The sequence below is a fragment of the Pseudomonas spartinae genome, from assembly GCF_965197125.1.
Lineage (GTDB): Bacteria > Pseudomonadota > Gammaproteobacteria > Pseudomonadales > Pseudomonadaceae > Aquipseudomonas > Aquipseudomonas composti_A.
Genome location: NZ_CBDAMB010000012.1, coordinates 69395 through 92353, shown reverse-complemented (window position 1 = coordinate 92353; position 22959 = coordinate 69395). Strand labels below are relative to the sequence as shown.

24 protein-coding genes are annotated in these 22959 nt (G+C 64.2%); 14 read left to right on the top strand and 10 right to left on the bottom strand.

Annotation, left to right across the window (positions count from 1 at the left end; translation table 11 throughout):
- Window positions 1–215: 215 nt before the first annotated feature.
- Both katG and bfr read left to right on the top strand, forming a co-directional pair.
- A complete protein-coding gene (gene katG / locus ACN8M7_RS21845; RefSeq protein ID WP_490262169.1) occupies window positions 216–2366 on the top strand; it encodes a catalase/peroxidase HPI in 2151 nt (716 codons plus the stop codon).
- Window positions 2367–2501: 135 nt separating this feature from the next.
- On the top strand, window positions 2502–2966 hold the full coding sequence (bfr, locus tag ACN8M7_RS21840; RefSeq protein WP_061240723.1) for a bacterioferritin: 465 nt from the start codon (window positions 2502–2504) through the stop codon (window positions 2964–2966).
- A 47-nt stretch (window positions 2967–3013) separates the two neighbouring features.
- On the opposite strand, the gene uvrA is transcribed toward bfr, so the two are convergent.
- Complete coding sequence (uvrA, locus tag ACN8M7_RS21835; protein WP_490262168.1) at window positions 3014–5848, bottom strand: excinuclease ABC subunit UvrA; 2835 nt, start codon at window positions 5846–5848, stop codon at window positions 3014–3016.
- Window positions 5849–5983: 135 nt separating this feature from the next.
- On the opposite strand from uvrA, the gene ACN8M7_RS21830 reads away from it, so the two are divergent.
- Together ACN8M7_RS21830 and ACN8M7_RS21825 are read left to right on the top strand one after the other, a co-directional pair.
- A complete protein-coding gene (locus ACN8M7_RS21830) occupies window positions 5984–7378 on the top strand; it encodes an MFS transporter (protein ID WP_490262167.1) in 1395 nt (464 codons plus the stop codon).
- Between the two features lie 9 nt (window positions 7379–7387).
- Window positions 7388–7882 carry a single-stranded DNA-binding protein gene (locus ACN8M7_RS21825; protein ID WP_061240726.1) on the top strand — a complete coding sequence of 165 codons (495 nt, stop codon included), beginning with the start codon at window positions 7388–7390 and terminating at the stop codon, window positions 7880–7882.
- A gap of 61 nt (window positions 7883–7943) precedes the next feature.
- On the opposite strand, the gene gstA is transcribed toward ACN8M7_RS21825, so the two are convergent.
- Entirely contained in the window at window positions 7944–8549 is a 606-nt protein-coding gene (gstA, locus tag ACN8M7_RS21820) for a glutathione transferase GstA (RefSeq protein ID WP_490262166.1), read from the bottom strand.
- Between the two features lie 100 nt (window positions 8550–8649).
- Between gstA and ACN8M7_RS21815 the strand changes: the two genes are divergently transcribed.
- From ACN8M7_RS21815 to ACN8M7_RS21805, 3 genes are all read left to right on the top strand, one after another.
- Window positions 8650–9063 (top strand): winged helix-turn-helix transcriptional regulator, encoded by a 414-nt coding sequence (locus ACN8M7_RS21815; RefSeq protein WP_490262165.1) that lies wholly within the window; start codon window positions 8650–8652, stop codon window positions 9061–9063.
- 85 nt (window positions 9064–9148) lie between these two features.
- On the top strand, window positions 9149–10033 hold the full coding sequence (locus ACN8M7_RS21810) for a sugar nucleotide-binding protein (RefSeq protein ID WP_061240729.1): 885 nt from the start codon (window positions 9149–9151) through the stop codon (window positions 10031–10033).
- Window positions 10026–10949 (top strand): NAD-dependent epimerase/dehydratase family protein, encoded by a 924-nt coding sequence (locus ACN8M7_RS21805; RefSeq protein ID WP_490262164.1) that lies wholly within the window; start codon window positions 10026–10028, stop codon window positions 10947–10949. The genes ACN8M7_RS21810 and ACN8M7_RS21805 overlap by 8 nt, the downstream gene beginning before the upstream one ends.
- Before the next feature lie 55 nt (window positions 10950–11004).
- Here the strand turns inward: ACN8M7_RS21805 and ACN8M7_RS21800 are convergent, their stop codons facing one another.
- Window positions 11005–11697, bottom strand: coding sequence for an OmpW/AlkL family protein (locus ACN8M7_RS21800; protein ID WP_061240731.1), 693 nt, complete (start codon window positions 11695–11697; stop codon window positions 11005–11007).
- 192 nt (window positions 11698–11889) lie between these two features.
- Here ACN8M7_RS21800 and ACN8M7_RS21795 point away from each other — a divergent pair, with 192 nt between their 5' ends.
- Genes ACN8M7_RS21795 through ACN8M7_RS21770 form a run of 6 tightly spaced genes read left to right on the top strand, consistent with a single transcriptional unit; the run spans window position 11890 to window position 16755 of the window.
- Window positions 11890–12663 carry a DUF3450 domain-containing protein gene (locus ACN8M7_RS21795; RefSeq protein WP_161867396.1) on the top strand — a complete coding sequence of 258 codons (774 nt, stop codon included), beginning with the start codon at window positions 11890–11892 and terminating at the stop codon, window positions 12661–12663.
- Window positions 12660–14009, top strand: a complete 1350-nt coding sequence (locus tag ACN8M7_RS21790; RefSeq protein ID WP_490262163.1) for a MotA/TolQ/ExbB proton channel family protein — start codon at window positions 12660–12662, stop codon at window positions 14007–14009. The genes ACN8M7_RS21795 and ACN8M7_RS21790 overlap by 4 nt, the downstream gene beginning before the upstream one ends.
- The gene (locus tag ACN8M7_RS21785; RefSeq protein WP_061240734.1) at window positions 14002–14550 is read left to right on the top strand and encodes a MotA/TolQ/ExbB proton channel family protein; all 549 of its coding nucleotides are present in this window, start codon (window positions 14002–14004) and stop codon (window positions 14548–14550) included. The genes ACN8M7_RS21790 and ACN8M7_RS21785 overlap by 8 nt, the downstream gene beginning before the upstream one ends.
- A gap of 11 nt (window positions 14551–14561) precedes the next feature.
- Window positions 14562–14972, top strand: a complete 411-nt coding sequence (locus tag ACN8M7_RS21780; RefSeq protein ID WP_061240735.1) for an ExbD/TolR family protein — start codon at window positions 14562–14564, stop codon at window positions 14970–14972.
- Window positions 14972–15655, top strand: coding sequence for an energy transducer TonB (locus tag ACN8M7_RS21775; RefSeq protein WP_490262162.1), 684 nt, complete (start codon window positions 14972–14974; stop codon window positions 15653–15655). The genes ACN8M7_RS21780 and ACN8M7_RS21775 overlap by 1 nt, the downstream gene beginning before the upstream one ends.
- A gap of 2 nt (window positions 15656–15657) precedes the next feature.
- Entirely contained in the window at window positions 15658–16755 is a 1098-nt protein-coding gene (locus tag ACN8M7_RS21770; RefSeq protein WP_490262161.1) for a tetratricopeptide repeat protein, read from the top strand.
- A 134-nt stretch (window positions 16756–16889) separates the two neighbouring features.
- Here the strand turns inward: ACN8M7_RS21770 and ACN8M7_RS21765 are convergent, their stop codons facing one another.
- The 4 genes from ACN8M7_RS21765 to ACN8M7_RS21750 all read right to left on the bottom strand — a co-directional run bounded on the left by ACN8M7_RS21765 (window position 16890) and on the right by ACN8M7_RS21750 (window position 20374).
- Window positions 16890–17411, bottom strand: a complete 522-nt coding sequence (locus ACN8M7_RS21765) for a DUF3299 domain-containing protein (RefSeq protein ID WP_490262160.1) — start codon at window positions 17409–17411, stop codon at window positions 16890–16892.
- 194 nt (window positions 17412–17605) lie between these two features.
- Window positions 17606–18871 (bottom strand): ABC transporter permease, encoded by a 1266-nt coding sequence (locus tag ACN8M7_RS21760; protein ID WP_490262159.1) that lies wholly within the window; start codon window positions 18869–18871, stop codon window positions 17606–17608.
- Window position 18872: 1 nt separating this feature from the next.
- A complete protein-coding gene (locus ACN8M7_RS21755) occupies window positions 18873–19580 on the bottom strand; it encodes an ABC transporter ATP-binding protein (RefSeq protein WP_490262158.1) in 708 nt (235 codons plus the stop codon).
- Between the two features lie 221 nt (window positions 19581–19801).
- On the bottom strand, window positions 19802–20374 hold the full coding sequence (locus ACN8M7_RS21750) for a DUF2796 domain-containing protein (RefSeq protein WP_490262157.1): 573 nt from the start codon (window positions 20372–20374) through the stop codon (window positions 19802–19804).
- A gap of 112 nt (window positions 20375–20486) precedes the next feature.
- Between ACN8M7_RS21750 and ACN8M7_RS21745 the strand changes: the two genes are divergently transcribed.
- A complete protein-coding gene (locus ACN8M7_RS21745) occupies window positions 20487–20834 on the top strand; it encodes a hypothetical protein (RefSeq protein ID WP_490262156.1) in 348 nt (115 codons plus the stop codon).
- An 83-nt stretch (window positions 20835–20917) separates the two neighbouring features.
- On the opposite strand, the gene trxA is transcribed toward ACN8M7_RS21745, so the two are convergent.
- From trxA to ACN8M7_RS21730, 3 genes are read right to left on the bottom strand one after another with little or no spacing between them, the layout of a single operon-like run.
- Entirely contained in the window at window positions 20918–21790 is an 873-nt protein-coding gene (trxA, locus tag ACN8M7_RS21740; protein WP_490262155.1) for a thioredoxin, read from the bottom strand.
- 54 nt (window positions 21791–21844) lie between these two features.
- Window positions 21845–22504: a class I SAM-dependent methyltransferase gene (locus ACN8M7_RS21735; RefSeq protein ID WP_490262154.1), complete on the bottom strand. Its 660-nt coding sequence runs from the start codon at window positions 22502–22504 to the stop codon at window positions 21845–21847.
- Window positions 22501–22941 carry a hypothetical protein gene (locus ACN8M7_RS21730; RefSeq protein WP_490262153.1) on the bottom strand — a complete coding sequence of 147 codons (441 nt, stop codon included), beginning with the start codon at window positions 22939–22941 and terminating at the stop codon, window positions 22501–22503. Before ACN8M7_RS21730 ends, ACN8M7_RS21735 begins: the two co-directional genes overlap by 4 nt.
- Window positions 22942–22959 lie beyond the last annotated feature (18 nt).

Below are 22959 nucleotides of genomic sequence, written 5' to 3'. Positions count from 1 at the left end.
CGGTTTTTTGTTGCCTGAAATATCACCCCAGGCGCTGGTTCCTGGCTGTTTTCAGCGGCCGTGGCTGCGTTGCCGCACAGTCGGGCCTCACGAAAGAAAATAACTATCGCGCCGTTACGCTTCATGAATTGGTTTGCCTGACAAAGCAGGTCTAGGCTTGTCCCATTGTTGGTCGCACTCGCTGCGGCCGACCCGATGAGGAGAAGGAGAGAACCATGTCGAATCAAGGCAAATGTCCGTTCAACCACGTAGCGGGTGGCGGCACGACCAATAAAGATTGGTGGCCTAATCAGCTGCGTGTGGATCTGCTGAATCAGCACTCGGACCGATCCAATCCGCTAGGCGAACAATTCAACTACGCCGAAGCGTTCAAGAAGCTCGACTACAAGGCGCTCAAGGCCGACCTGGTCAAGCTGATGACCGATAGCCAGGACTGGTGGCCGGCCGACTTCGGTCACTACGGCCCGCAGTTCATCCGCATGGCCTGGCACTCCGCCGGCACCTATCGCACTACCGACGGCCGTGGCGGTGGTGGTCGTGGTCAGCAGCGTTTCGCGCCGCTCAACTCCTGGCCGGATAACGTCAACATCGACAAGTCGCGGCGTCTGCTGTGGCCCATCAAGCAAAAGTACGGCCAGTCGATTTCCTGGGCTGACCTGTACATCCTGGCCGGTAACGTCGCGCTGGAGTCGATGGGCTTTCGCACCTTCGGTTTCGCCGGTGGCCGGGAAGACGTGTGGGAACCGGATCAGGACGTCAACTGGGGCGCCGAAGTCTCCTGGCTGGGTGTCGATCCCAAGCGTGTCAACGACGATCGTGAGCTGACTGCACCGTTTGGCGCCACCCACATGGGCCTGATCTACGTGAACCCGGAAGGCCCCAACGCCAGTGGTGACTACCTGGCTGCGGCCAAGGACATTCGCGCAACCTTCTACCGCATGGCCATGGATGACGAGGAAATCGTTGCCTTGATCGCGGGTGGTCATACCTTCGGCAAATGCCACGGTGCTGCTCCCGAGTCGCACAAGGGCCCCGAGCCGGAAGGCGCGCCGATCGAGGCGCAAGGTCTGGGCTGGACCAGCAACTTCGGCAGTGGCTCTGGCAAGGACACCGTGTCCAGCGGCCTGGAAGTGACCTGGACGAAGACGCCAGCGCAGTGGAGCAACAACTTCTTCGAGAACCTGTTCGGTTTCGAGTGGGAGCTGACCCAGTCGCCAGCCGGCGCCAAGCAGTGGGTGGCCAAGGATGCGCCGGACATCATCCCGGACGCCCATGTGCCGGGTAAATTCCACAAGCCGACCATGCTCACCACTGACCTGACCATGCGTTTCGACCCGGAGTTCGGCAAGATCTCCAGGCGCTTCCATGACGATCCGCAGGCTTTCGCCGACGCCTTCGCCCGCGCCTGGTACAAGCTGACCCACCGTGACATGGGGCCGAAAGCCCGTTACCTCGGCCCGGAAGTGCCGAAAGAAGACCTGATCTGGCAAGACCCGCTGCCCGCAGCCACGCACAACCCGAGTGCCGTAGATATCGCTGACCTGAAGGCGAAGATTGCGGCCTCCGGTCTGTCTGTCGGTGATCTGGTGTCCGTGGCCTGGGCTTCGGCCTCGACCTTCCGTGGTGGCGACAAGCGTGGCGGCGCCAACGGTGCGCGCCTGGCCCTGGCGCCGCAGAAGGACTGGGCGGTCAACCAGCGGGCGCTCAAGGTGCTGCCGAAACTGGTGGATATCCAGCAGGCGTCGGGCAAGGCATCGCTGGCCGATGTGATCGTGCTGGCGGGTAATGTCGGTGTCGAACTGGCAGCCAAGGCTGCTGGTGTCGTGGTGGATGTACCCTTCGCTGCCGGTCGCGTCGACGCGCGTCAGGATCAGACCGATGTCGAATCCTTCGATGTGCTGGAACCGGTTGCCGATGGTTTCCGCAACTACAGCAAGGGCAACCTGGGTGTGCCCACCGAGGCCATGCTGGTGGACAAGGCGCAGCTGCTGACCCTGACGGCTCCTGAGCTGACCGCGCTGGTCGGTGGTCTGCGTGTGCTGGGTGCCAACCACGATGGTAGTCAGCACGGTGTGTTCACCGACAAGGTCGGCGTGCTCTCCAACGACTTCTTCGTCAACCTGCTGGATATGGGCATCGCCTGGAAGGCGGCCGATGACAGCAACGAAGTCTTCGAAGGACGTACACGCAAGGACGGCCAGGTGAAGTACACCGCTACCCGTAACGACCTGGTGTTCGGCTCGAACTCCATCCTGCGTGCCTACGCTGAGGTCTATGCCAGTGCCGACGGTAAGCAAAAGCTGGTCAAGGACTTCGTCGCGGCCTGGACCAAGGTGATGAACCTGGATCGTTTCGATCTGGCCTGAACCTGACTCGCGCACCCCTGGTGCGTCGCTGAACCGCAGCGCCTCCCTCGTGGAGGCGTTGTGCTTTTGCTTGACCGAGCCTTACGTCAGGCGGAGCATTGCACCCTGTTCACGAATGCAACAAGGAAAGCCGGCATGAAAGGCCATACCGAAGTCATCGACTATCTCAAACATCTGCTCAAGGGTGAGCTGGCCGCGCGTGACCAGTACTTCATCCATTCGCGGCTGTACGAGGACTGGGGCTTCAGCAAGCTCTACGAGCGCATCAACCACGAGATGGAAGAAGAAACCCAGCACGCCGATGCGCTGCTCAAACGCATCATCTTCCTCGAGGGTGTGCCGGACATGGCGCCCAATACCTTCAAGTACGGGCAGACCGTGCCGCAGGCATTGAAGCTCGATCTCGACCTGGAATACGAGGTGCGTGCAGCCCTCAGCAAGGGCATCGAGTTGTGCGAGAAGCACCAGGATTATCAGAGCCGCGACATCCTCCTGACGCAGCTCAAGGACACCGAAGAAGACCACGCCTACTGGCTGGAGATTCAGCTGCAGCTGATCGACAAGCTGGGTTTGGAGAAATACCTGCAAAGCCAGATGTAAAGCAGGCTGGTGATGAAAGAGCCCCGCATGTGCGGGGCTCTTTCGTTTCAGGCGCGGTCGCGTTCCAGCAGCGGTTTGAGGAAGTGTCCGGTGTGCGATGCCGGATTGTCCGCCACTTCTTCCGGCGTGCCGGTGGCGATGATCATGCCGCCCTTGGAGCCGCCCTCCGGGCCGAGATCCACCAGCCAGTCGGCGGTCTTGATCACGTCCAGGTTGTGCTCGATCACCACCACGGTATTACCGTGATCGCGCAGGCGGTGCAGCACGTCGAGCAGCTGCTGGATATCGGCGAAGTGCAGGCCGGTGGTCGGCTCGTCGAGGATGTACAGGGTCTTGCCGGTGTCGCGCTTGGACAGCTCGCGGCTCAGCTTTACCCGTTGCGCCTCGCCACCGGACAGGGTGGTCGCCGATTGGCCCAGCTTGATATAGGACAGGCCCACATCCATCAGCGTCTGCAGCTTGCGGGCGATGGCTGGCACCGCATCGAAGAAGGCGCGGGCGTCTTCGATGGTCATGTCCAGCACTTCGGTGATGCTCTTGCCCTTGTACTTCACTTCCAGGGTTTCACGGTTGTAGCGCTTGCCCTTGCACACGTCGCAGGGCACGTAGATGTCCGGCAGAAAGTGCATCTCCACCTTGATCACGCCGTCGCCCTGGCAGGCCTCGCAGCGCCCACCCTTGACGTTGAAGCTGAAACGGCCCGGGCCATAGCCGCGCGAACGCGACTCCGGGACGCCGGCGAACAGCTCGCGGATCGGTGTGAACAGGCCGGTGTAGGTGGCCGGGTTGGAGCGTGGCGTACGGCCGATCGGGCTCTGGTCGATGTCCACCACCTTATCCAGATGCTGCAGGCCGTCGAACGAATCGTGCGGGGCCGCTTCCAGAGTGGTGGCACCGTTGAGCGCGGTGGCGGTGATGGGGAACAGGGTGTTGTTGATCAGCGTCGACTTGCCCGATCCGGACACGCCGGTGACACAGGTGAGCAGGCCGACCGGAATCTCCAGGTCGACCTTGCGCAGGTTGTTGCCACGCGCGCCCTTGAGCTTTAGCGACTTCTTCTTGTCGCGCGGGGTACGGGTCGCCGGGTACTGGATCTTCTTGCGCCCGGAGAGGTAACTGCCGGTCAGCGACTGCGGGTCGGCCATCACCTCGTCCGGGGTGCCCTGGGAGACGATCTGCCCGCCATGCACGCCGGCACCCGGGCCGATGTCCACGACATAGTCGGCCAGACGAATGGCGTCCTCGTCATGTTCGACCACGATCACCGTGTTGCCCAGGTTGCGCAGGTGGGTGAGGGTGCCCAGCAGGCGCTCGTTGTCGCGCTGGTGCAGGCCGATGGACGGCTCGTCGAGGATGTACATGACGCCGACCAGGCCGGCACCGATCTGGCTGGCCAGGCGGATGCGCTGCGCCTCGCCGCCGGACAGGGTGTCGGCGCTGCGATCGAGGGTCAGGTAGTCGAGGCCGACGTTGACCAGGAACTGCAGGCGCTCGCGAATTTCCTTGAGGATCTTCTCGGCGATCTCGCCGCGCCGGCCCGTCAGGTGCAGCTCGCCGAAGTAGTCGCAGGCATCGCCCACTGGCAGGCCGGTGACCGCCGGCAGGGTCTTTTCGCCGACCCAGACGTGCCGCGCCTCACGGCGCAGGCGAGTGCCGCGGCAGTCCGGGCAGGGCTGAGTGCTGAGGAACTTGGCCAGCTCCTCGCGCACGCTGGCCGACTCGGTCTCGCGGTAGCGGCGCTCGAGGTTGGGGACGATGCCCTCGAAGGGGTGTGAGCGTTTGACGATATCGCCACGGTCGTTGAGGTATTTGAAGTCGACGCTCTGCGTGCCGCTGCCGAACAGGATCACCTTCTGATGCTCGGCCGCCAGTTCGTCGAACGGTTCTTCCAGGCTGAAACCGTAGTGGCTCGAGAGCGAGCCGAGCATCTGGAAGTAGTAAACGTTGCGCCGGTCCCAGCCGCGAATGGCGCCTTCGGCCAGGGTCAGCTCGCCGTTGACCAGGCGCTTGGTGTCGAAGAACTGCTTCACCCCCAGGCCGTCACAGGTCGGGCAGGCGCCTGCCGGGTTGTTGAAGGAGAACAGCTTGGGTTCCAGCTCGCTGATCGAGTGGCCGCAGTGCGGGCAGGCGAAGCGCGCGGAGAAGATGATCTCGTCGCCCGGCTCGTCGTCCATCGGTGCGATCAGGGCGATACCGTCGGCCAGGCCGAGCGCGGTCTCGAAGGATTCGGCCAGGCGCTGTTGCAGGTCTTCGCGCACCTTGAAGCGGTCCACCACCACGTCGATGGAGTGCTTCTTCTGTTTATCCAGCTTGGGCAGTTCGTCCAGCTCATGCAGCTTGCCGTTGACGCGGGCGCGCACGAAACCCTGGGCGCGCAGCTCTTCGAATACCGACAGGTGTTCGCCCTTGCGCTCGCGGATGACCGGCGCCAGCAGCATCAGCTTGCGGCCTTCGGGCAGAGCCAGCACCTGGTCGACCATCTGGCTGACGGTTTGCGCTTCCAGCGGTACGTCGTGATCCGGGCAGCGTGGCGTGCCGACGCGGGCATAGAGCAGGCGCAGGTAGTCGTAGATCTCGGTGATGGTGCCGACGGTCGAACGCGGGTTGTGCGAGGTGGATTTCTGCTCGATGGAAATCGCCGGGGACAGGCCCTCGATGGTGTCGACGTCGGGCTTCTCCATCATCGACAGGAACTGCCGTGCGTAGGCCGACAGGGACTCGACATAGCGGCGTTGACCTTCCGCATAGAGGGTGTCGAAGGCCAGTGAGGACTTGCCGGAGCCGGACAGGCCGGTAATCACGATCAGTTTGTCGCGCGGCAGGGTCAGGTCGATGTTCTTGAGGTTGTGGGTTCGGGCCCCACGGATCAGAATCTTGTCCACTTAAAACAGGCCTCGCTGGGCGGGCGGAAAACCGTCGAGTATAGGGCTTGCGGCTACCCTGCGGCAAAGTGTGCGCCTGTGCCGAAGCGAGCGCTGCTGCTAGAATCGCCGGCTGATTTCCTCAGGGTTTATTCGATGCACGATCCGCACAGCGAGCGCATGAGCAGTAGCGAGACCCGCGCGGCCGGCGGCCTGGCCATGGTCTTCGCGTTTCGTATGCTAGGCATGTTCATGGTGCTACCGGTGCTGGCCACCTACGGCATGGATCTGGCCGGCAGCACGCCGGCACTGATCGGCCTGGCCATCGGCGCCTACGGCTTGACCCAGGCCATGTTGCAGATTCCCTTCGGCATCATCAGCGACCGCATCGGCCGACGCCCGGTGATCTATGTCGGCCTGCTGATCTTCGTCGCCGGCAGCGTGTTGGCGGCCAATGCCGACTCCATCTGGGGCGTGATCGCTGGGCGCGTGCTGCAAGGTGCTGGAGCCATTTCGGCAGCGGTGATGGCGCTGTTGTCGGACCTGACCCGCGAACAGCACCGCACCAAGGCGATGGCCATGATCGGTATGAGCATCGGGCTGTCGTTCGCCGTGGCCATGGTGGTCGGCCCGCTGCTGACTCGCGCGTTCGGCTTGTCCGGTCTGTTCTGGGCGACTGCGGGCATGGCGCTGCTGGGCATGCTGATCGTGGTCGGCGTGGTGCCCAAGGATGCCGGGCCGCTGCAGCATCGGGAGTCCGGCGTGGCGGCGCAGGCGCTATGGCCGACCCTGAAGCATGGCGACCTGTTGCGTCTGGACTTCGCCATCCTGGCCCTGCATGCGGTGCTCATGGCCAGTTTCGTGGCCTTGCCGCTGGCGCTGGTGGAAGAGGGCGGGCTGGTCAAAGAGGAGCACTGGTGGGTCTACCTGACCGCGCTGCTGGTCGGTTTCTTCGGCATGGTGCCGTTCATCATCTATGGCGAGAAGAAGCGCCAGATGAAGCGTGTGCTGCTCGGCGCCGTCAGCGTATTGCTGGCCTGTGAGCTTTACTTCGCCCTGTTCGGCCATAGCCTGCGGGCGCTGGTGCTGGGCATCGTGGTGTTCTTCACCGCGTTCAACCTGCTCGAGGCTTCGCTGCCGTCACTGGTCAGCAAGGTGGCGCCAGCGGGCGGCAAGGGCACGGCGATGGGGGTCTATTCCACCAGCCAGTTCCTCGGCGCAGCGCTGGGCGGCATTCTCGGCGGCTGGCTTTACCAGCACGTCGGTCTGGGCGGGGTGTTCATCGGCTGCGCCGTGCTCTGTGCAATTTGGCTGGCCATTGCTGTTACTATGCGCGAACCGCCGTACGTGACCAGTTTGCGCCTGCCGCTCGATGCCGCGGCACTGGCCGATGTCGGACTGGTCGAACGCCTCAAGGCGACGCCGGGAGTGGCGGACGCCGTGGTGGTGGTCGATGAAGCGGCCATCTATATCAAAGTCGATACCCAACAAGTGGATCGCACGACGCTGGAAAGCCTGATCACATCGGCGCCAGCGGCGTGCCGAGTCTAGGAGAACGTTATGGCCCGTGGGGTTAACAAAGTCATTCTGGTCGGTACCTGCGGCCAGGACCCGGAAACTCGCTACCTGCCTAGCGGCAACGCAGTCACCAACCTGAGCCTGGCCACCAGCGAGCAGTGGACCGACAAGCAGACCGGGCAGAAGGTCGAGAAGACCGAATGGCACCGTGTCGCCCTGTTCGGCAAGGTCGCCGAGATCGCCGGCGAATACCTGCGCAAGGGTTCGCAGGTGTACATCGAAGGCAAACTGCAGACCCGCGAGTGGGAAAAAGACGGCATCAAGCGTTACACCACCGAGATCATCGTCGACATGCAGGGCACCATGCAGCTGCTGGGCGGCCGTCCGAGTGGTGACGACAGCGGTGCTCCGCGTCAATCGCGCCCGGCACCGCAGCGTGAACCGCAGCAGCAGGCGCCGCGTCAGGAGCGTCCGGCTCCGCAGCAGGCCCAGCCAGCGCCTGACTACGACAGCTTCGATGACGATATCCCGTTCTGAGCGCGTGATACCGAGCTGATACGAAAACCCCGAGCTGGCCTCGGGGTTTTTCTTTATGGCTTCAGATCAGGCCTTCGGCCTTGAGCGCCTCGATCACTTTCGGGCGTACCGCGATGCGCGCACGGTAGGCCTGCAGGCTCGGCCACGGGTCAAGGGAGACGCCAACCATGCCGGCCCAGCCCAGTACGGTGAACAGATAACCATCGGCTACGGTGAAATGCTCACCCAGCAGGTATTCGCGCTCCCCCATCTCCGTCACGAGCCAGTTCAGGCGCTTGCTCAACAGCGCCTTGGCCGCGGCTTTCCAGTCTTCGCTCTGGGCCGGGTTGAACAGGCTGCCCATCGGTTTGTGCAGTTCTGTGGAGATGAAGCTCAGCCAGCTCTGCAGCTGGTAGCGCGCTTCGCTGCCATTGGCTGGCGCCAGGCCGCTTTCAGGCCTGAGGTCGGCGATGTACTGCACGATGGCCGCGCCTTCGGTCAGCACCTTGCCGTTGTCCAGCGCCAGGGCGGGGACATAGCCCTTGGCGTTGATCTGGGTGAAGTCGGCGCCCGACTCGGTGCGCTTGGTTTGAAGGTCGACTGCTTCCATCTCGAAGGTGATGCCGGCTTCGCGCAGGGCGATGTGTGGCGAAAGGGAGCAGGCGCCGGCTTTGTAGTAGAGCTTCATGTGAGATTCCTTGTGGGGTGGCAGGTGTACGCGAAGGAGCTTACTCTTGGCTTTCTTTTCGGCAAGTACCTACCTTTTGGTAAGTTTTGGAGGCGCTTCGATGGCCGATGATTTTCGCCCCGGCAATGTATTCAGTGGCGTCTGCCCGGCGCGGCATGTGCTGACGGTGATTGCCGACAAGTGGTCGCTGCTGCTGATTCATGCCCTGGCTCACGGCGGTGTGCTGCGTACTGCCGAGCTGCGCCGTCGCGTCGAGGGTATATCGGAGAAAATGCTGATTCAGACGCTGCGCCGCCTCGAGCGCTTCGGCCTGGTGTCGCGCCAGGCTCATGCCGAGGTGCCGCCACGTGTGGAATATGCGTTGACCCCTCTGGGGCATTCGTTGAGCGAGCCGATTCGGGCGCTCGATCATTGGGTGGAAAGCCATGTCGCCGAGATCGCCCGGGCGCAGCAGGTTTTCGATCAGGCCCATGCTCCGGCTCCTGCCGAGCCTTCGGGCGTGATTGCAGGGTGACGGCTCAGGGTAAAACCAGCAGAATATCGGCCATCGTGGCCGCCATACCGGCAGGCAGAACAATTCTGGAGTCACCCGAACCACCATGCGTATGCGCCTGATGCTGCTGGGCGGCGGTAGTGCCCTGGGGCAAGCGCTGATCCGTCTCGGTGCCGAGGAAGATATCGGCTTCCTGGCGCCGCGCCCGCCGCAAGAGGGCTGGGACGCCGCCAACCTCACCGAGCTGCTCGACGATACCCGCCCGGATGCACTGGTCAATCTGGCCTATTACTTCGACTGGTTCCAGGCCGAGTCGGTGGCCGAGTCGCGCCTGCAGACCCAGGAGCGTGCGGTGGAGCGGCTGGCCGAACTGTGCCAGCACCACTCCATCGTGTTGCTGCAGCCATCGAGCTACCGGGTTTTCGATGGCGCGCGGGTCACTGCCTACAGCGAAAAGGAGGAGCCGCTCCCCCTGGGACTGCGTGGCCAGGCGCTGTGGCGTCTGGAGCAGAGCGTGCGGGCGATCTGTCCACGGCATGTGCTGCTGCGCTTCGGTCTGCTGCTCGATGACAGTCGTGATGGTCTGTTGGGGCGCTTTTTGCAGCGCGCCGAGCGCGATGAGATGCTTTATCTCGCCGATGACCGGCGTGGCAATCCCACGCCGGTGGACGATGCCGCGCGGGTGATTCTAGCGGTGCTCAAGCAGCTCGACTGCGAGTCGCCCTTGTGGGGCACCTATCATTACGGCGGCCACGAGGCCAGCACCTCGTTGAGCCTGGGGCAGGCGGTGCTGACCGAGGCGCGTCACTATCGCAGCAATCTGGTCGAGGATGTCGCGCCGCAGGCGCACGCCGCTCGCCCGGACGCTGCGGATGAGCCGCAACATGCGGTGTTGGCCTGCAAGAAGATTCTTCACACCTTCGGTATCAAGCCGCGCGCCTGGCGCTCCGGTCTGCCGAGCCTACTGGATCGTTATTACCGTCATGGCTGAATTTCTCGTAACAGGTGGTGCGGGTTTCATCGGTTCAAACCTGGTCGACGCCTTGCTGGCTGCAGGTCACTCGGTGCGTGTGCTGGACAACCTGTCCATGGGCAAGCGCAGCAACCTGCCTCTGGACAATCCGCGCTTGCGTTTCATCGAGGGCGACGTCGCCGATGCCGAAGTGGTCGCGCAGGCGGTCGCGGGTTGTGCGGGGGTGGCGCATCTGGCTGCCGTGGCCTCGGTGCAGGCTTCGGTGGATGATCCGGTCTCCACTCACCAGAGCAACTTCATTGGCACCCTGAACCTCTGCGAGGCCATGCGTCAGCATGGCGTGCGACGCGTGGTTTACGCCTCCAGTGCGGCTATCTATGGCAACAACGGCGAGGGCGTGGCAATCGATGAAGAGACCGCCAAGGCGCCGTTGACGCCTTATGCATCCGACAAGTTGGCGGGCGAGCACTATCTGGATTTCTACCGCCGCCAGCATGGCCTGGAACCGGCGGTGTTTCGCTTCTTCAATATCTTCGGCCCGCGCCAGGATCCGTCATCGCCGTATTCCGGCGTGATCAGCATCTTCACTCAGCGCGCGCAGCAAGGGCTGCCGATCAGCGTCTTCGGTGATGGCGAACAGACCCGCGATTTCTTCTACGTTGGCGATCTGGTCGTGCTGTTGATGCAGGCGTTGCTCAATGAGCAGGTGGTGAGTGACCCGGTCAACGTGGGCTGGAGTCAGGCCGTCAGCCTCAATCAGCTGCTGACCGAGATCGGCGCGCTGTGTGGTGGCCTGCCGCAGGTGACCCACCTGCCGGCGCGCGCGGGTGATATCCGTCACTCGCGTGCCGACAATACGCGCTTGCAGGCGCATTACCGCCTGCCGCAGCAGACCCCGTTGCGCGAGGGTTTGCGGCAGTTGCTCGGCTTGTGAATCGAGCCCATGAAAAAGCCGGCATATGCCGGCTTTTTCATGTCTGCGAGGGCTGTCAGAACTTGTAGCCCAGGCCGACCATGTAGACGAAGGGGTCAACGTCAACGTCGACCTTGGCGCGCACGCCGAGGGCGTTGTTGTCGACATAGGCAGTGGTATCGATGTCGATATAGCGCACCTGGGCGTTGAGCATCAGGCTGTCGGTCAGCATGTAATCGGCACCCACCTGCCAGGCCAGACCCCAGGAGTTCTTGGCGCGGAAGTTGTCGAAGCCGTTGGCGCTGGCAGCGCTGCCGACGTGCTCGTCAAAGATCCAGGTGTAGTTGATGCCGGCGCCGACGTAGGGCTGGAAGGCCGACTTCGCGTCCAGCGGGTAGTAGACCAGGCTCAGGGTCGGCGGCAGGTGCTTGAGGGTGCCCAGCTTGCCGTTGGCCGCATCGAGGACGGTGCCCTTGATCTTCACGTCGTGTTCGAACGGGGTTGCCGCCAGCAGCTCGATACCCAGGTTGTCGGTGAGCATGTAGGCGAAGTTCAGACCCAGCTGAGTGTCACTGCTCATGGTTGCCTTGCCGCCGAGATCGGTACCAGCGAGGCCGCCGCGATCAACCTTGACGCTGGAAGAGTCGGCGTCTGGGTTGACGGTGATGGCACCGGCACGGATGAGAATGTCGCCAGCCTGGTGAGCATGAGCGACAGGGGAGGCGATGGCCAGGGCCAGCAGAGAGGCAGTGAACAGTGACTTGTACATATCGAGCTCCAGTTCGAGTCGGTTGTGTCTTTGGCTGGAATCAATGCTAAGCCAAGCAACAATTCACTTTTTGACCTGGCTCAATAGATCGGCTGGCTCTGCTGCGGTGTTTTGTCCATTGCTTCAAATGCATCTCTAGATGATAATGTTTCTCTTTTTGAAGCAAGCCTGTCTGTCGAGGACCCTCTGCGCATGAATCGCTTCCCCCTCCGTTCCCTGGCCGTGGCCCTGATGTTGGCCAGCGGCTCGCTGGCTGCCGCGCCTCTGGATGCCGCGCTGGATGAAAGCCAGCGTCTGGCCGCCGAGGCCAAAGCCTCTCAGGGCCGTGTCGAGCAGCTGGATGACGCCAGCCGAGAGATGCTCAATGAGTACCGAAATGCCCTGCAGCAGGCTGAGGCTTTGAAAGGTTATAACAGTCAACTTCGTGATCTGGTCGAAGCCCAGCGTCAAGAGCTGGCCAGCTACCAGAAGCAGCTCGATGGCATCGAGCGTACCCAGGAAGCGGTGAGCCCGCAGATGGTCAAGATGGTCGAGGTGCTGGGTGAGTTCATCGCCGCCGATCTGCCGTTCCTGCCCGAAGAGCGTGAAGACCGTCTGGCGCAGCTGCAGGATCTGCTGCCGCGTGCCGATGTCAGCCTGGCCGACAAGTACCGTCGTATCCTCGAGGCCTATCAGATCGAGAGCGATTACGGCCGCACGCTCGAAGCCTGGCGTGGTGAACTGAACCAGGCCGACGGCGGTTCGCGCAGCGTCGAGTTCCTGCGTCTGGGCCGCAGCATGCTTTATTACCAGACCCTCGACGCCCACGAGAGCGGCTGGTGGAACCCGCAGACCAAGGCCTGGGAAGTGCTCGATGGCAGCGCGCGTCGTCCGCTGACCCAGGCCATCGCCATTGCCCGCCAGCAGCAGGCGCCTGCCGTGCTGTCCCTGCCGATCAAGACCCTGGCCGAGGAGGCCGCACAATGAGTCGTCGTGTTGTAGCCGTACTGGCGCTCAGCCTGTTGCCGGCACTGGCCGCCGTGGCCGAAACCCTCAACCCCGATCAACTGCTGCAGCGCATTCGCAGTGAGCGTGCCGCCGAAGTCAGCGCCATGCAGGAGCGCGAGCAGGCGTTTCTCGCCAAGCGCGGCGAGCAGGCGCAACTGCTCGCTAGCGCGCGCTCCGCACTGAATACCCAGAAAGCCGAAAGCGAGCGTCTGAAAGCCGAATTCGACCGCCAGGAAGCCGAGCTGGCCGAGCAGGAAAAACTGCTGGCGCAGCGCGTCGGCCACCTCGGTGAGCTGTTCGGTGTGGTGCGCCAAAGCGCCGGTGATGTCGCCGGGCAATGGCAGGACAGCCTGCTCAACGCCCAATATCCGGAGCGCCTGAAGCGCCTCAAGGCGCTGGCTGAAAGCCGTTCGCTGCCGTCGGCCGAGGACCTCGACGGCTACTGGATGCTGCTGCTCGAAGACCTGGCCGCCAGTGGCCGTATCGAACGCCTGCAACTGCCGGTGGTGAATGCCGATGGTTCGCGTCAGCAGCAGCAGGTGCTGCGTGTCGGCGCGTTCGCCGTGTATGGCGAGGACGCCTTCCTGCGTTACGACGCCGATGCCGGGCAACTGGTAGCGCCGCCGCGTCAGCCGTCCGGCCTGGGTCAGGTCAAGGACTACCTGAACAGCACCGACGCACTGGCCACACTGCCGATCGACCCGAGCCGTGGCAGCCTGCTGGCGCAACTGCAGCAGCAGCCGACCCTGTGGGATCGCCTGCAGCAAGGTGGTCTGGTTGGCTGGGTGATCGTTGTGCTCGGCGCCTTCGGCCTGCTGCTCGCTGTGTGGCGTATGGTTTACCTCGCTCGCGTTGGCAGTGGTGTCAAGGCGCAGATGCATGACCTCAGCGCGCCGCGTAACGACAACCCGCTGGGCCGTGTGATCGGGGTACTAGGCGCCAAGCCGCAACTGGCTGACCTGGAAACCCTGGAGCTCAAGCTCGACGAAGCGATCCTGCAGGAGACGCCGCCGCTGGAGAAAGGCCAGGGTCTGCTCAAGCTGCTGGCCGCCGTTGCGCCGCTGCTCGGCCTGCTGGGCACCGTGACCGGCATGATCGTGACCTTCCAGGCCATCACCCAGAGCGGTGGCGGCGACTCGCGCCTGATGGCCGACGGTATCTCCCAGGCGCTGGTAACCACCGTACTGGGTCTGGTCGTGGCCATCCCGCTGCTGTTCCTGCACAGCCTGCTGGCCAGCCGCAGCAAGGGGCTGATCCAGGTACTGGAGCAGCAGAGCGCTGGTTTGATCGCCCTGCACCTGTCGGGAGCGCCGCGCCGTGACTGATCTGTTCGCCTTCTGGCTGCGTGCGGTCGACAGTGCCTATGCACTGCTCGACTTCATGAGCGCCGGCGGCGTGGTGATGTGGGCGCTGGCGGTGCTCTGCGTGGTGTTCTGGACCCTGGTGTTCGAGCGCTTCTGGTACATGCGCAGGATCTTCCCGCGCTGGGTGCTGGAGCGCCGCGAGGCCTGGCAGCAGGTGCTCGCCGATGACAACGGCAACTGGCAACGCGCCGTGCGCCTGGCCTGGCTGGCGCAGGCGCGTCAGCAACTGGCGGCGCCGCTACGCCTGGGCAAGACCCTGGTAGCGCTGTATCCGCTGTTGGGCCTGCTCGGCACCGTGCTCGGCATGATCGCCGTGTTCGACGTCCTCGCCCTCAACGGCACCGGTAACCCACGCGGCATGGCCGCAGGCGTCTGGCAGGCAACCCTGCCGACCATGGCCGGCATGGTCCTGGCCATTCCTGGATTGTTCAGCCTGGCGCGCCTCGAGCGCGAAGCCAGCCAGGCCATCGAGCGGCTGGCCGACCAGCTGCGTCACGACTGAGATCGCCCAACATGAGAATGCGTCGTCACCACCAGCAGGACGAAGACACCGGTATCGACCTTACGCCGATGCTCGACGTGGTCTTCATCATGCTGATCTTCTTCATCGTCACCAGCTCCTTCATCCGTGAGTCCGGGGTCGAGGTGCAGCGCCCGCAGGCGGAAACCGCCAACCCGCAGGACAAGGGCAACATCCTCATCGCCGTCACCGCTGACGGGCAGATCTGGATGGACAAGCAGCCTGTAGACATCCGCAGCGTACGGGCTCACGTCGAGCGCATGCGCGTCGATCAGCCCGAGGGCGCGGTGGTGGTGCAGGCCGACAAGGATGCGCGCACCGGTCTGGTCGTGCAGGTGATGGATCAGGCGCGTCTGGCCGGTGTGCAGGATGTCGCCCTGGCTGCCGGTAGCGGAGTCAACTGATGCGCCTGCCGCTGTCTTTTCTCTGCGCCTGCCTGATGGCTTTGGGGCTGTTTGCCCTGATGCTGTACATGGTCGCGCCGCCGAGCGCCAAGGTCAGTCAGGACCCGGTCAGCGTGGCCAACTTCGTGCGCATGGACGGCAATACCAGCGAGACGGCCAGCCGCACCCGTCAGCAGGCGCCGCAGCCACCTCAGCCGCAAACGCCGCAGCCACCCACGCCGCCGACCCCGCAAACCGCCACGCCGAGCGCTAACCTGCCGGCGCTGGATATCCAACTGCCCAGTCTGGCCAGCGGCATCGCCGTCAACAGCGCGCCGGCGCCGAGCCTGTCCGGGCTGGCGCCCGGGGCGCCGGCGCCAACCCCGCCGAGCGAAGCTGCCGAGTCCGGCGGGCAGATGGGCGGGATGGAAAGCGAGGTCATGCCACTCAACGACGTGCGTCCTGACTATCCGCGCTATGCCCTGCAAAAGGGCATCGAAGGTTTCGTCAAACTGGCTTTCACCATCAACCGCTCCGGCAGCGTGGAAAACATCCGCGTGCTGGAGGCCAACCCGCGTAACGTTTTCGAGCGCGAAGCGCGTCGTGCCGCCTCTCGCTGGCGCTTCGCGCCACGCACCGAAGGCGGCCTGGCGGTAGACCGCGAAGCGGTGAAAACCCTCTACTTCCGTCTTCAAAGGAGGTGACCATGTACCGTTGGGTGTTGCTCGTGATGCTCAGTGCTGCGGCCATGCCTGGCATGGCCCAGCAGACCGTCGATCCGGCCGTGTTCAAGGCTCTGAATGCGGCGCAGGCCGCCCAGCAGAAGGGCGACTACAGCGCCGCACGCCAGGCCCTGGATGCCGTCAAACCGGCCGGTGGCAGCCTCGAAGAGGCGCTGGTCTGGCGCAGCAAGGCCTATGTGGCCTGGTCGGCCGGCAACAATGGCCAGGCCATCGACTGGCTGGACAAGGCCGTACGCAGCGGCAAGCTGGACGACGAAATGCTGGTCGGTGAGCGCCTCAACCTGGCCAAGCTCAACCTGGGCGAGCGCCGCTACGCCAAGGTCGTCGAGCTGCTGGCGCCGAGTCAGGGCACTGCCTCCGAAGAGGTCTTGCAGATGCTGGTGCAGGCCTATCAGGGCATGAACCAGCCGGCCAAGGCGTTGCCGTTGGCCGAGCGTTACGTGCAGGCTAACCCCAATGCCGCCGACATCTGGCTGCAGTTTCTGGTGGGTGCCAATGCCGACCTGAAGCGCTATGCCCAGGCCGAGCGTTGGCAGCGTCAGTTGCTGGTCCGCCAGCCGAACGATGCCAAGAGCTGGCGCCAACTGGCGAGCCTGCAGCAGATGGCCGGCAGCAATGACAAGGCGCTGGCCACTCTGCGTGCCGCGCACAGCAAGGGCCTGCGCTTCAGCGAGTCGGAGCTGGACAATCTGGTACTGCTGGCCGGCGCCGCCGACCAGCCGTGGCAGGGCGCCAAGCTGCTCGCCGGCATGCTCGACAGCGGCCTGCTGGCCAACACCGCCGCGCGTCAGGAGCGCCTTGGCCTGTTCTGGTGGCAGGCGCGTGATCGCGCGGCTGCCGTTCGTGTGCTGCGGCCCCTGGCCGAGCGCAGTGGCAACGGCAAGCACTGGTTGTACGTCGCCCAGCTGGAGTTGGAGCAAGCGCGTTGGCAAGCCGGTCTGGACGCGCTGGCGCGTGCCGAGCGCAACGGTGCCGAACGGTCCAAGGTGCGTTCGTGGCGGCAGTGGGCAGAAAGCGAGCTGCGCTTCGAGCGTGAGAAGCGGGTCGCCAGTCGCAACTGACGACAGCGCTGCCGGATATGAAAAAGCCAGACGCGACGTCTGGCTTTTTCTTTGGCGGAGTATTGGTAGGAGCGGCGGGCGGCGTTGCGATTTATCCGCGAATCCTTTCGCGGCTGAAGCCGCGCCTACGATGATCAGCTGTCGGGCAGTTCGTAGGCGTAGATCTTGTCTGCCTCCATCTGGTAGCCGACCTCGGCCAGCTCACTGCTGACGTGCTCGGTTTTCAGCGGGCCTTCGACCCAGAACGGCTGGTACAGCGCATCGAGCAGCACGCCGAGCTCACTGGTGACATGAACGATCTGGTTCGACGGCGGTGGTGGCACATGGATGCAGGCGCCGAAGTAGGGGACCAGCAGGAACTCCACCACCCGCCCTTCGTCGGTGACATCGAGCGGAACGATGTAGCCCGGCAACTTGACCATCTGCCCATTGAGCTCCTTCACCACGGGGGCCGCAGGCGATTGCTGCATGGCCGCGGGGCCGGACTCGGCCAATGCGTCGGCCAGTTGCGAGAGGTCATGAATGGGCGCCGGATCGACGACCTGCGGCGGTGCATTCGGAGGGATCAGATCGGACCAGGTGAGTTCGCGCACATCAGCGGCAGCCAGGGGCAAGGCCAAGGTCAGCAGCAGAGTGGCGAGCAGGGGGCGGCGCATGGACTACCTCTGTAAAGTGATTCGCCCGCACAGTGTACAGGCGAATCGCGGCTTGGAGACCTGTTCAAGGTCTAGCGAGCTAGACCAATGCAAGGCAAAAAACAGGCGAGGGTGCGCAGTTTACGAGCTGTAAACGAGGCGCCCGAGCCTGTTTTAACGCAGCAGTGCCGACACCGCAGACCCCGGGCGGGTTCTTACAGGCGAATCGACAGGCCGTCGGCCAGTGACTGCCGATAGGCGCGCCAGGCCGGCACGCTGCCCATGGCCACGGCGGCGGCGAGAATCCCGCCAAGTAGTTTCCATTCGTAGCTCGACGGCGCACTGAGCGCCAGGTACAGGCCGTAATTGGCCTGCACGAAGCCCTGGCTGCCAGCGATACCCAGGTAGAGCAGCGCGACACCGAAAGCGACGCCGGCCAGTGCCAGGGTGAAGGCTTCGAGCACCAGCAGGCTGGCGATATGCCAGGGGCGCGCGCCCACCGAGCGCAGGATGGCCATCTCCCGGCGACGCTCGTTGAGGCTGGTGAGGATCGCCGTAAGCATGCCGATCAGCCCGGTTAGCACGACGAACAGCGAGACCACGAACAGCGCTTGCTCGGCCGTGCCCATCAGGCTCCACAGCTCCTGCAGCGCTACGCCGGGCAGGATTGCCAGCAGCGGCTCGCCACGGAACTCGTTGATCTCGCGTTGCAGGCTGAAGGTGGCGATCTTGCTGTTGAGGCCGAGCATGAAGGCGGTGATCTGCTTCGGCTGCAGATCCATGGCACGTGCCTGATCGGCGCTGACGCGTGCATCGCCACGGGCTGGCATGCCGTTCTGCCAGTCGATGTGCAGCGCCTCCATGCCGGCCAGGGAGATGTGCAGCGTACGGTCGACCGGTGTGCCGGTGCGTTCGAGGATGCCGACCACGGTGAAGGGCTTGTCGTCGTGCTTGACCAGGCTGATGGTGGCGACACCGTGCGCCAGAACGATCTTATCGCCGAGGCTGTAGCCCAGCGCCTGCGCTACTTCTGCCCCCAGCACCACGTCGAAAGGATCGTCGGAAAATTCACGACCCTGAGCCAGCTTGAGCGCCTGGCCACGGGCGTAGCGGTAGTGCTCGAAGTAGGCGGTGCTGGTGCCCATCACCCGGTAGCCGCGGTGCGAGTCGCCGAGGGAAATGGGAATGGCCCACTTCACCTGACGGTGGTTGGCGAAGTGCTCGAAGCTGTCCCAGCGGATGTTGTTGGTGGCATTGCCGATGCGGAACACCGAGTACAACAGCAGGTTCACGCTGCCGGAGCGGGCGCCGACGATCAGGTCGGTGCCGCTGATGGTATTGGCGAAGCTGGCGCGCGCCTCGGTACGCACACGTTCCACGGCAAGCAGCAGGCAGACCGAGAGGGCGATGGCGAACACCGTGAGCAGGGCGGTGAAGCGACGGTTGGCCAGGCTGGCCAGGGCTATGCGTAAAAGGTGCATCTCAGACCTCGACGGGTTTGGCGGCGCGGTTGAGTTCGGCCAGCGACAGGTTGCGGTCGAACAGCGGAGCCAGACTCTGGTCGTGGCTGACGAACAGCAGGCTGGCACCGGCGGCGCGGCATTCGGCGAAGAGCAATTTCAGGAAGGCTTCGCGGGCGTCGTAGTCCAGTGCCGATGTGGGTTCGTCGGCGATCACCAGCTCTGGCTGGCCGATCAGTGCGCGCGCGGCGGCGACGCGTTGCTGCTGGCCGATGGACAGCTCGTCGGCACGGCGGCCGAGCAGGTCGGCGCGCAGGCCGAGGTGATCGAGCAGTGCGGCGGCGGCGGCATCGACGCTGCCATGGCGCTGGCGCGCGCGGTCGGCACGCAGGCGCGAGAAGCGGCAGGGCAGCTCGACGTTCTCGCGCACGGAAAGAAACGGCAGCAGGTTGAACTGCTGGAAGATGTAGCCGGTGTGATCGACGCGGAAACGGTCGCGGGCACCGGCAGAGAGCTGGCCCAGGTCCTGGCCGAGCAGGCGGATATGGCCGCTTTGCGCCCGCTGCACGCCGCCGAGCAGGCCGAGCAGAGTGGTCTTGCCGCTGCCGCTGGGGCCTTTGAGAAACAGGGTTTCACCGCGTGCCAGAGTGAAGGTGGGAATATCCAGCAGCTGCGCCTGGCCGGGCCAGGCGAAACCGAGATCGGCGAGTTCGATCAGAGCTTGGGTCATGGTTTCTTCGAGTGGTCGTTCAAGAAAAGCCGCGCAGGGAGGCCTGATGGTCTGAGCCTAACTCACGGATGGCGTTAATACCGCCGGAGCAGGTTTTGTGGGAGGCGCTTTAGCAGTGAGCTTGCATTCGTAGCCAAAGCGAGTCGCCACCTGGTTCTCCCACAAAGCGAGTAGGTGGATGCAGGGCACGTCAGCTACGCGCCCCGATTCACCCTACGGCATCAGAACGACAGACGTGGCTGGGCCGTAGTCAGTTCCGCGCCCTGCTGGCCGCTCGGGCCGATCAGTTGCACATTGACCTTGTGCGTGGCGGGGAAGCGTTTGAACAGCTCGCTCAGATCCAGTTCCTTGAGGGCGTCGGCCTGCTTGCAGGAGAGCTCATAGCTGGCTTCGATATCGCTGTGCTCGTGCTCGTGCTCGTCGGCGTGCTCATGCTCGTGCGCTTCGTCCTCGTGGTGATCGTGGTCGCCGAACAGCGGGCTGTCCAGCTCCTGCTTGGTCACCTGGCAGGCGCCAGCGGCCAGGCCGAACAACTCGATGGGTTTTTCCAGCTCGGCTTTGGCGGCTGCCACCTTGGCTTTGTCGGCATCGCTCTTGGCCGCGTGCTCGAAGCCAACGAAGTTCATCGCCGGGCTGTCGATCTGCAGCTCCAGGGTCTGGCCGTCGAGCGCCACGTTGAGGCTGGCCACGCCGTGCTCGTGCGCGCCGAGACTGCCGTGTTCATGGTCGTCATGGGCCTGGGCAGCGGCCAGGGGGAGCAGGGCGAAGGGTAGGGCGAGCAGCAGATGGCGCATGGAGGTCTCCGGCATGAGTGTTGTTTCTTGTTACGTTATAACAACTTTTATGCCGGGCTGGCCAGCACACAGGGAGCGTGGGAGCATGCAGTTTCCTGACTGGAGGCTGAACATGATGCGAATACGTGGGCGCATTGGCGACTGGCCGGTGGATCTGACGCTGGAGCTGGACGCTGAGGACTGGGCGCAACTGGCGCAGCACGTGGTCGCTACGTCGACACCCAGCGCGGTGGCAGCGCCTGGCACTGCTACTGCCGATACGGGCGACGCGCTGTGGCAGACCGCGCTGCAATTGGTGCGCGATGCCGGCCAGGTCGAAGGGCCGCGGCTAATGACGCAACTGGCCGCTCTGGCTGGCGGGGAGGCTGCCGGTAAGCGCCTGCTGGTACGTCTGCGTCATTGCGAGCAGATCCGCATGGAAACCGGCGCGGATGCGCCGATCTATCACTGGCAGGAGTAATCGCCCAGGCTGCACACACTAGCGCTGTGATTGGCGGTGCGCATGGTGCACCTTCACGGCGAGCGCTATGTAGACCCGAGAGATCAGTAGATCGCCTGATACAGCTTGCGGCGATAGGTGGTGACCAGCGTGTGGTCGCCGCCGAGCAGGTCGAACACCTGCAGCAGGGTCTTGTGCGGCAGGCCTTCATTGTAGCTGCGGTTACGCACGAACAACTTGAGCAGACCGTCCAGCGCCGCTTCGTACTGCTGGCGCGCCAGTTGCTGTACGGCCAGTTGATACAGCGCTTCGTCATCCTCGGCATTCTGTGCCAGGCGGCTCTTGAGCGAGGCCACTTCCGGCAGGTCGGCGGCCTGGCGCAGGAAGGTCAACTGCGCCTTGGCGCCGGCCAGTGCCTGCTTGTGCTCGTCACCCTTGACCGCGTTGAGTACGGCTTCCGCTTCGCCCAGTTCGCCGCGCTCGGCCAGGCAGCGCGCGTAGAGGATCAGTGCGGCGGCGTTCTCGTTGTCTTCCGTCAGCACCTGCTGGAGCAGGGCTTCGGTTTCAGCGAAGCGACCTTCGGCGAACAGCGCCTGGGCGGCCTCCATCGGGTCGGCAGCGACAGGCGCCGGTTCGGCAACGTGGGGCTTGAGCATCTCGCGGATCGCCGCTTCCGGCTGTGCGCCGGCAAAACCGTCCACCGGCTGGCCGTCCTTGAACAGCACCACGGTGGGCAGGCTGCGAATGCCGAAACGCATGACGATATCCTGCTCGATATCGCAGTTGACCTTGGCCAGCAGCAGCTCGCCGGCATATTCCTCGGTGATCTTCGCCAGCATCGGCATCAGCGCCTTGCACGGCGCGCACCATTCGGCCCAGAAGTCCACCAGCACCGGTTTGTGGAAGGAGTTCTCGATCACCAGTTGCTCGAAGTTGGCGGTGCCGGAGATGTCGAAGATGTAGGGGGAGTCGCTCATGGTCGGTCTCGAAAAGCAGGGCAATGGACTATTAATGCGGGCAGCGTCGTGCGGTTACAAGGGGCGTGCGGCGTGATACAGGCTGACTTCGCGAAATTGCGCGGGCTCGGCCAGGTCCGGCCAGGTACAGCCGTCCAGCAGCGCCAGGCGCTGGTAGAGCGGATGCTGGAAATCCTTCACCCGTGAATCGGCCACCAGGGCCTGGCGTCCGCGGCTGAGGAAATGATCGAGCAGCGGCAGGTTGGCGCGATCATAAAGCACGTCGGCGACCAGGATCAGGTCATAACGATCCGCTTCGGCGAAGAAATCCTCCGAGTAGTTCAGCGTCACGCCGTTGAGTTCGGCATTGGCGCGGCACGCGCTCAGCGCCAGCGGGTCGAGGTCGCAGGCCACTACTTCTGCCGCGCCGGCCTTGGCGGCGGCAATGGCGGCCACGCCGGAGCCCGCACCGAAATCCAGCACCCGCTTGCCGCGTACCCATTCGGGGCGCTCGGCCAGCCAGCGCGCCAGCACCAGGCCGCTGGCCCAACAGAAGCACCAGTACGGTGGTTCTTCGAGGATGCGCCGGGTTTCCTCGGGGTTGAACGCGCGATCCATGTTGCTGGCATCGATCAGCCACAGGGCAATGTCGCTGCCGGGCAGCTTCTCGGCGACCAGGCGGGCGTCGCCGAGCAGTTCGTGCAGCGCCTGCTGCAGGTGGACCGGAGGGATCATGGTGCCGGCACCAGGTGCAGGACGCCGAGGTCCTGATCGGTCAGCTCGGCGATGGTGCGCGCCGGCAGGCGTTGCACCAGGCGCCCGGAATGGCTGACGCGGCCGCGCAGCTCCAGGCGCAGGTCCTGCGGTGCGGCCAGGGTTTGCACTGGCAGATGAAACGACAGCGGTTCGCCATCGCCACGCAGATGAACCTGGCCAAGCAGCGCCCGCGGGCGGCCACGCTTGTCCACACCGAGCAGGGCCAGGTCGACATCGGCACTTGGCGCGACGCCGAGCAATTCGCCACGCAGGCCGGGCTGCTGCACGGCGGCTGCCTTGGCTTCACTCATTGCCGGTGCAGGCGTGGGCTCTGGCGGGGTGGTTCCAGGCGCGCTGGCGCAGGCCACGAGCAGGCTGCTCAGGGTGAAGGGGAGGAGGTGCAGGGATCGGTTCATGACAGGTTCTGCTCTTGG

Bases quoted from the DNA above. Each gene is read 5' to 3' on its own strand.
- katG (WP_490262169.1), top strand. From the start codon at position 216: ATGTCGAATCAAGGCAAATGTCCGTTCAACCACGTAGCGGGTGGCGGC.
- bfr (WP_061240723.1), top strand. From the start codon at position 2,502: ATGAAAGGCCATACCGAAGTCATCGACTATCTCAAACATCTGCTCAAG.
- ACN8M7_RS21830 (WP_490262167.1), top strand. From the start codon at position 5,984: ATGCACGATCCGCACAGCGAGCGCATGAGCAGTAGCGAGACCCGCGCG.
- ACN8M7_RS21825 (WP_061240726.1), top strand. From the start codon at position 7,388: ATGGCCCGTGGGGTTAACAAAGTCATTCTGGTCGGTACCTGCGGCCAG.
- gstA (WP_490262166.1), bottom strand. From the start codon at position 8,549: ATGAAGCTCTACTACAAAGCCGGCGCCTGCTCCCTTTCGCCACACATC.
- ACN8M7_RS21815 (WP_490262165.1), top strand. From the start codon at position 8,650: ATGGCCGATGATTTTCGCCCCGGCAATGTATTCAGTGGCGTCTGCCCG.
- ACN8M7_RS21810 (WP_061240729.1), top strand. From the start codon at position 9,149: ATGCGTATGCGCCTGATGCTGCTGGGCGGCGGTAGTGCCCTGGGGCAA.
- ACN8M7_RS21805 (WP_490262164.1), top strand. From the start codon at position 10,026: ATGGCTGAATTTCTCGTAACAGGTGGTGCGGGTTTCATCGGTTCAAAC.
- ACN8M7_RS21800 (WP_061240731.1), bottom strand. From the start codon at position 11,697: ATGTACAAGTCACTGTTCACTGCCTCTCTGCTGGCCCTGGCCATCGCC.
- ACN8M7_RS21795 (WP_161867396.1), top strand. From the start codon at position 11,890: ATGAATCGCTTCCCCCTCCGTTCCCTGGCCGTGGCCCTGATGTTGGCC.
- ACN8M7_RS21790 (WP_490262163.1), top strand. From the start codon at position 12,660: ATGAGTCGTCGTGTTGTAGCCGTACTGGCGCTCAGCCTGTTGCCGGCA.
- ACN8M7_RS21780 (WP_061240735.1), top strand. From the start codon at position 14,562: ATGAGAATGCGTCGTCACCACCAGCAGGACGAAGACACCGGTATCGAC.
- ACN8M7_RS21775 (WP_490262162.1), top strand. From the start codon at position 14,972: ATGCGCCTGCCGCTGTCTTTTCTCTGCGCCTGCCTGATGGCTTTGGGG.
- ACN8M7_RS21770 (WP_490262161.1), top strand. From the start codon at position 15,658: ATGTACCGTTGGGTGTTGCTCGTGATGCTCAGTGCTGCGGCCATGCCT.
- ACN8M7_RS21765 (WP_490262160.1), bottom strand. From the start codon at position 17,411: ATGCGCCGCCCCCTGCTCGCCACTCTGCTGCTGACCTTGGCCTTGCCC.
- ACN8M7_RS21760 (WP_490262159.1), bottom strand. From the start codon at position 18,871: ATGCACCTTTTACGCATAGCCCTGGCCAGCCTGGCCAACCGTCGCTTC.
- ACN8M7_RS21755 (WP_490262158.1), bottom strand. From the start codon at position 19,580: ATGACCCAAGCTCTGATCGAACTCGCCGATCTCGGTTTCGCCTGGCCC.
- ACN8M7_RS21750 (WP_490262157.1), bottom strand. From the start codon at position 20,374: ATGCGCCATCTGCTGCTCGCCCTACCCTTCGCCCTGCTCCCCCTGGCC.
- ACN8M7_RS21745 (WP_490262156.1), top strand. From the start codon at position 20,487: ATGATGCGAATACGTGGGCGCATTGGCGACTGGCCGGTGGATCTGACG.
- trxA (WP_490262155.1), bottom strand. From the start codon at position 21,790: ATGAGCGACTCCCCCTACATCTTCGACATCTCCGGCACCGCCAACTTC.
- ACN8M7_RS21735 (WP_490262154.1), bottom strand. From the start codon at position 22,504: ATGATCCCTCCGGTCCACCTGCAGCAGGCGCTGCACGAACTGCTCGGC.
- ACN8M7_RS21730 (WP_490262153.1), bottom strand. From the start codon at position 22,941: ATGAACCGATCCCTGCACCTCCTCCCCTTCACCCTGAGCAGCCTGCTC.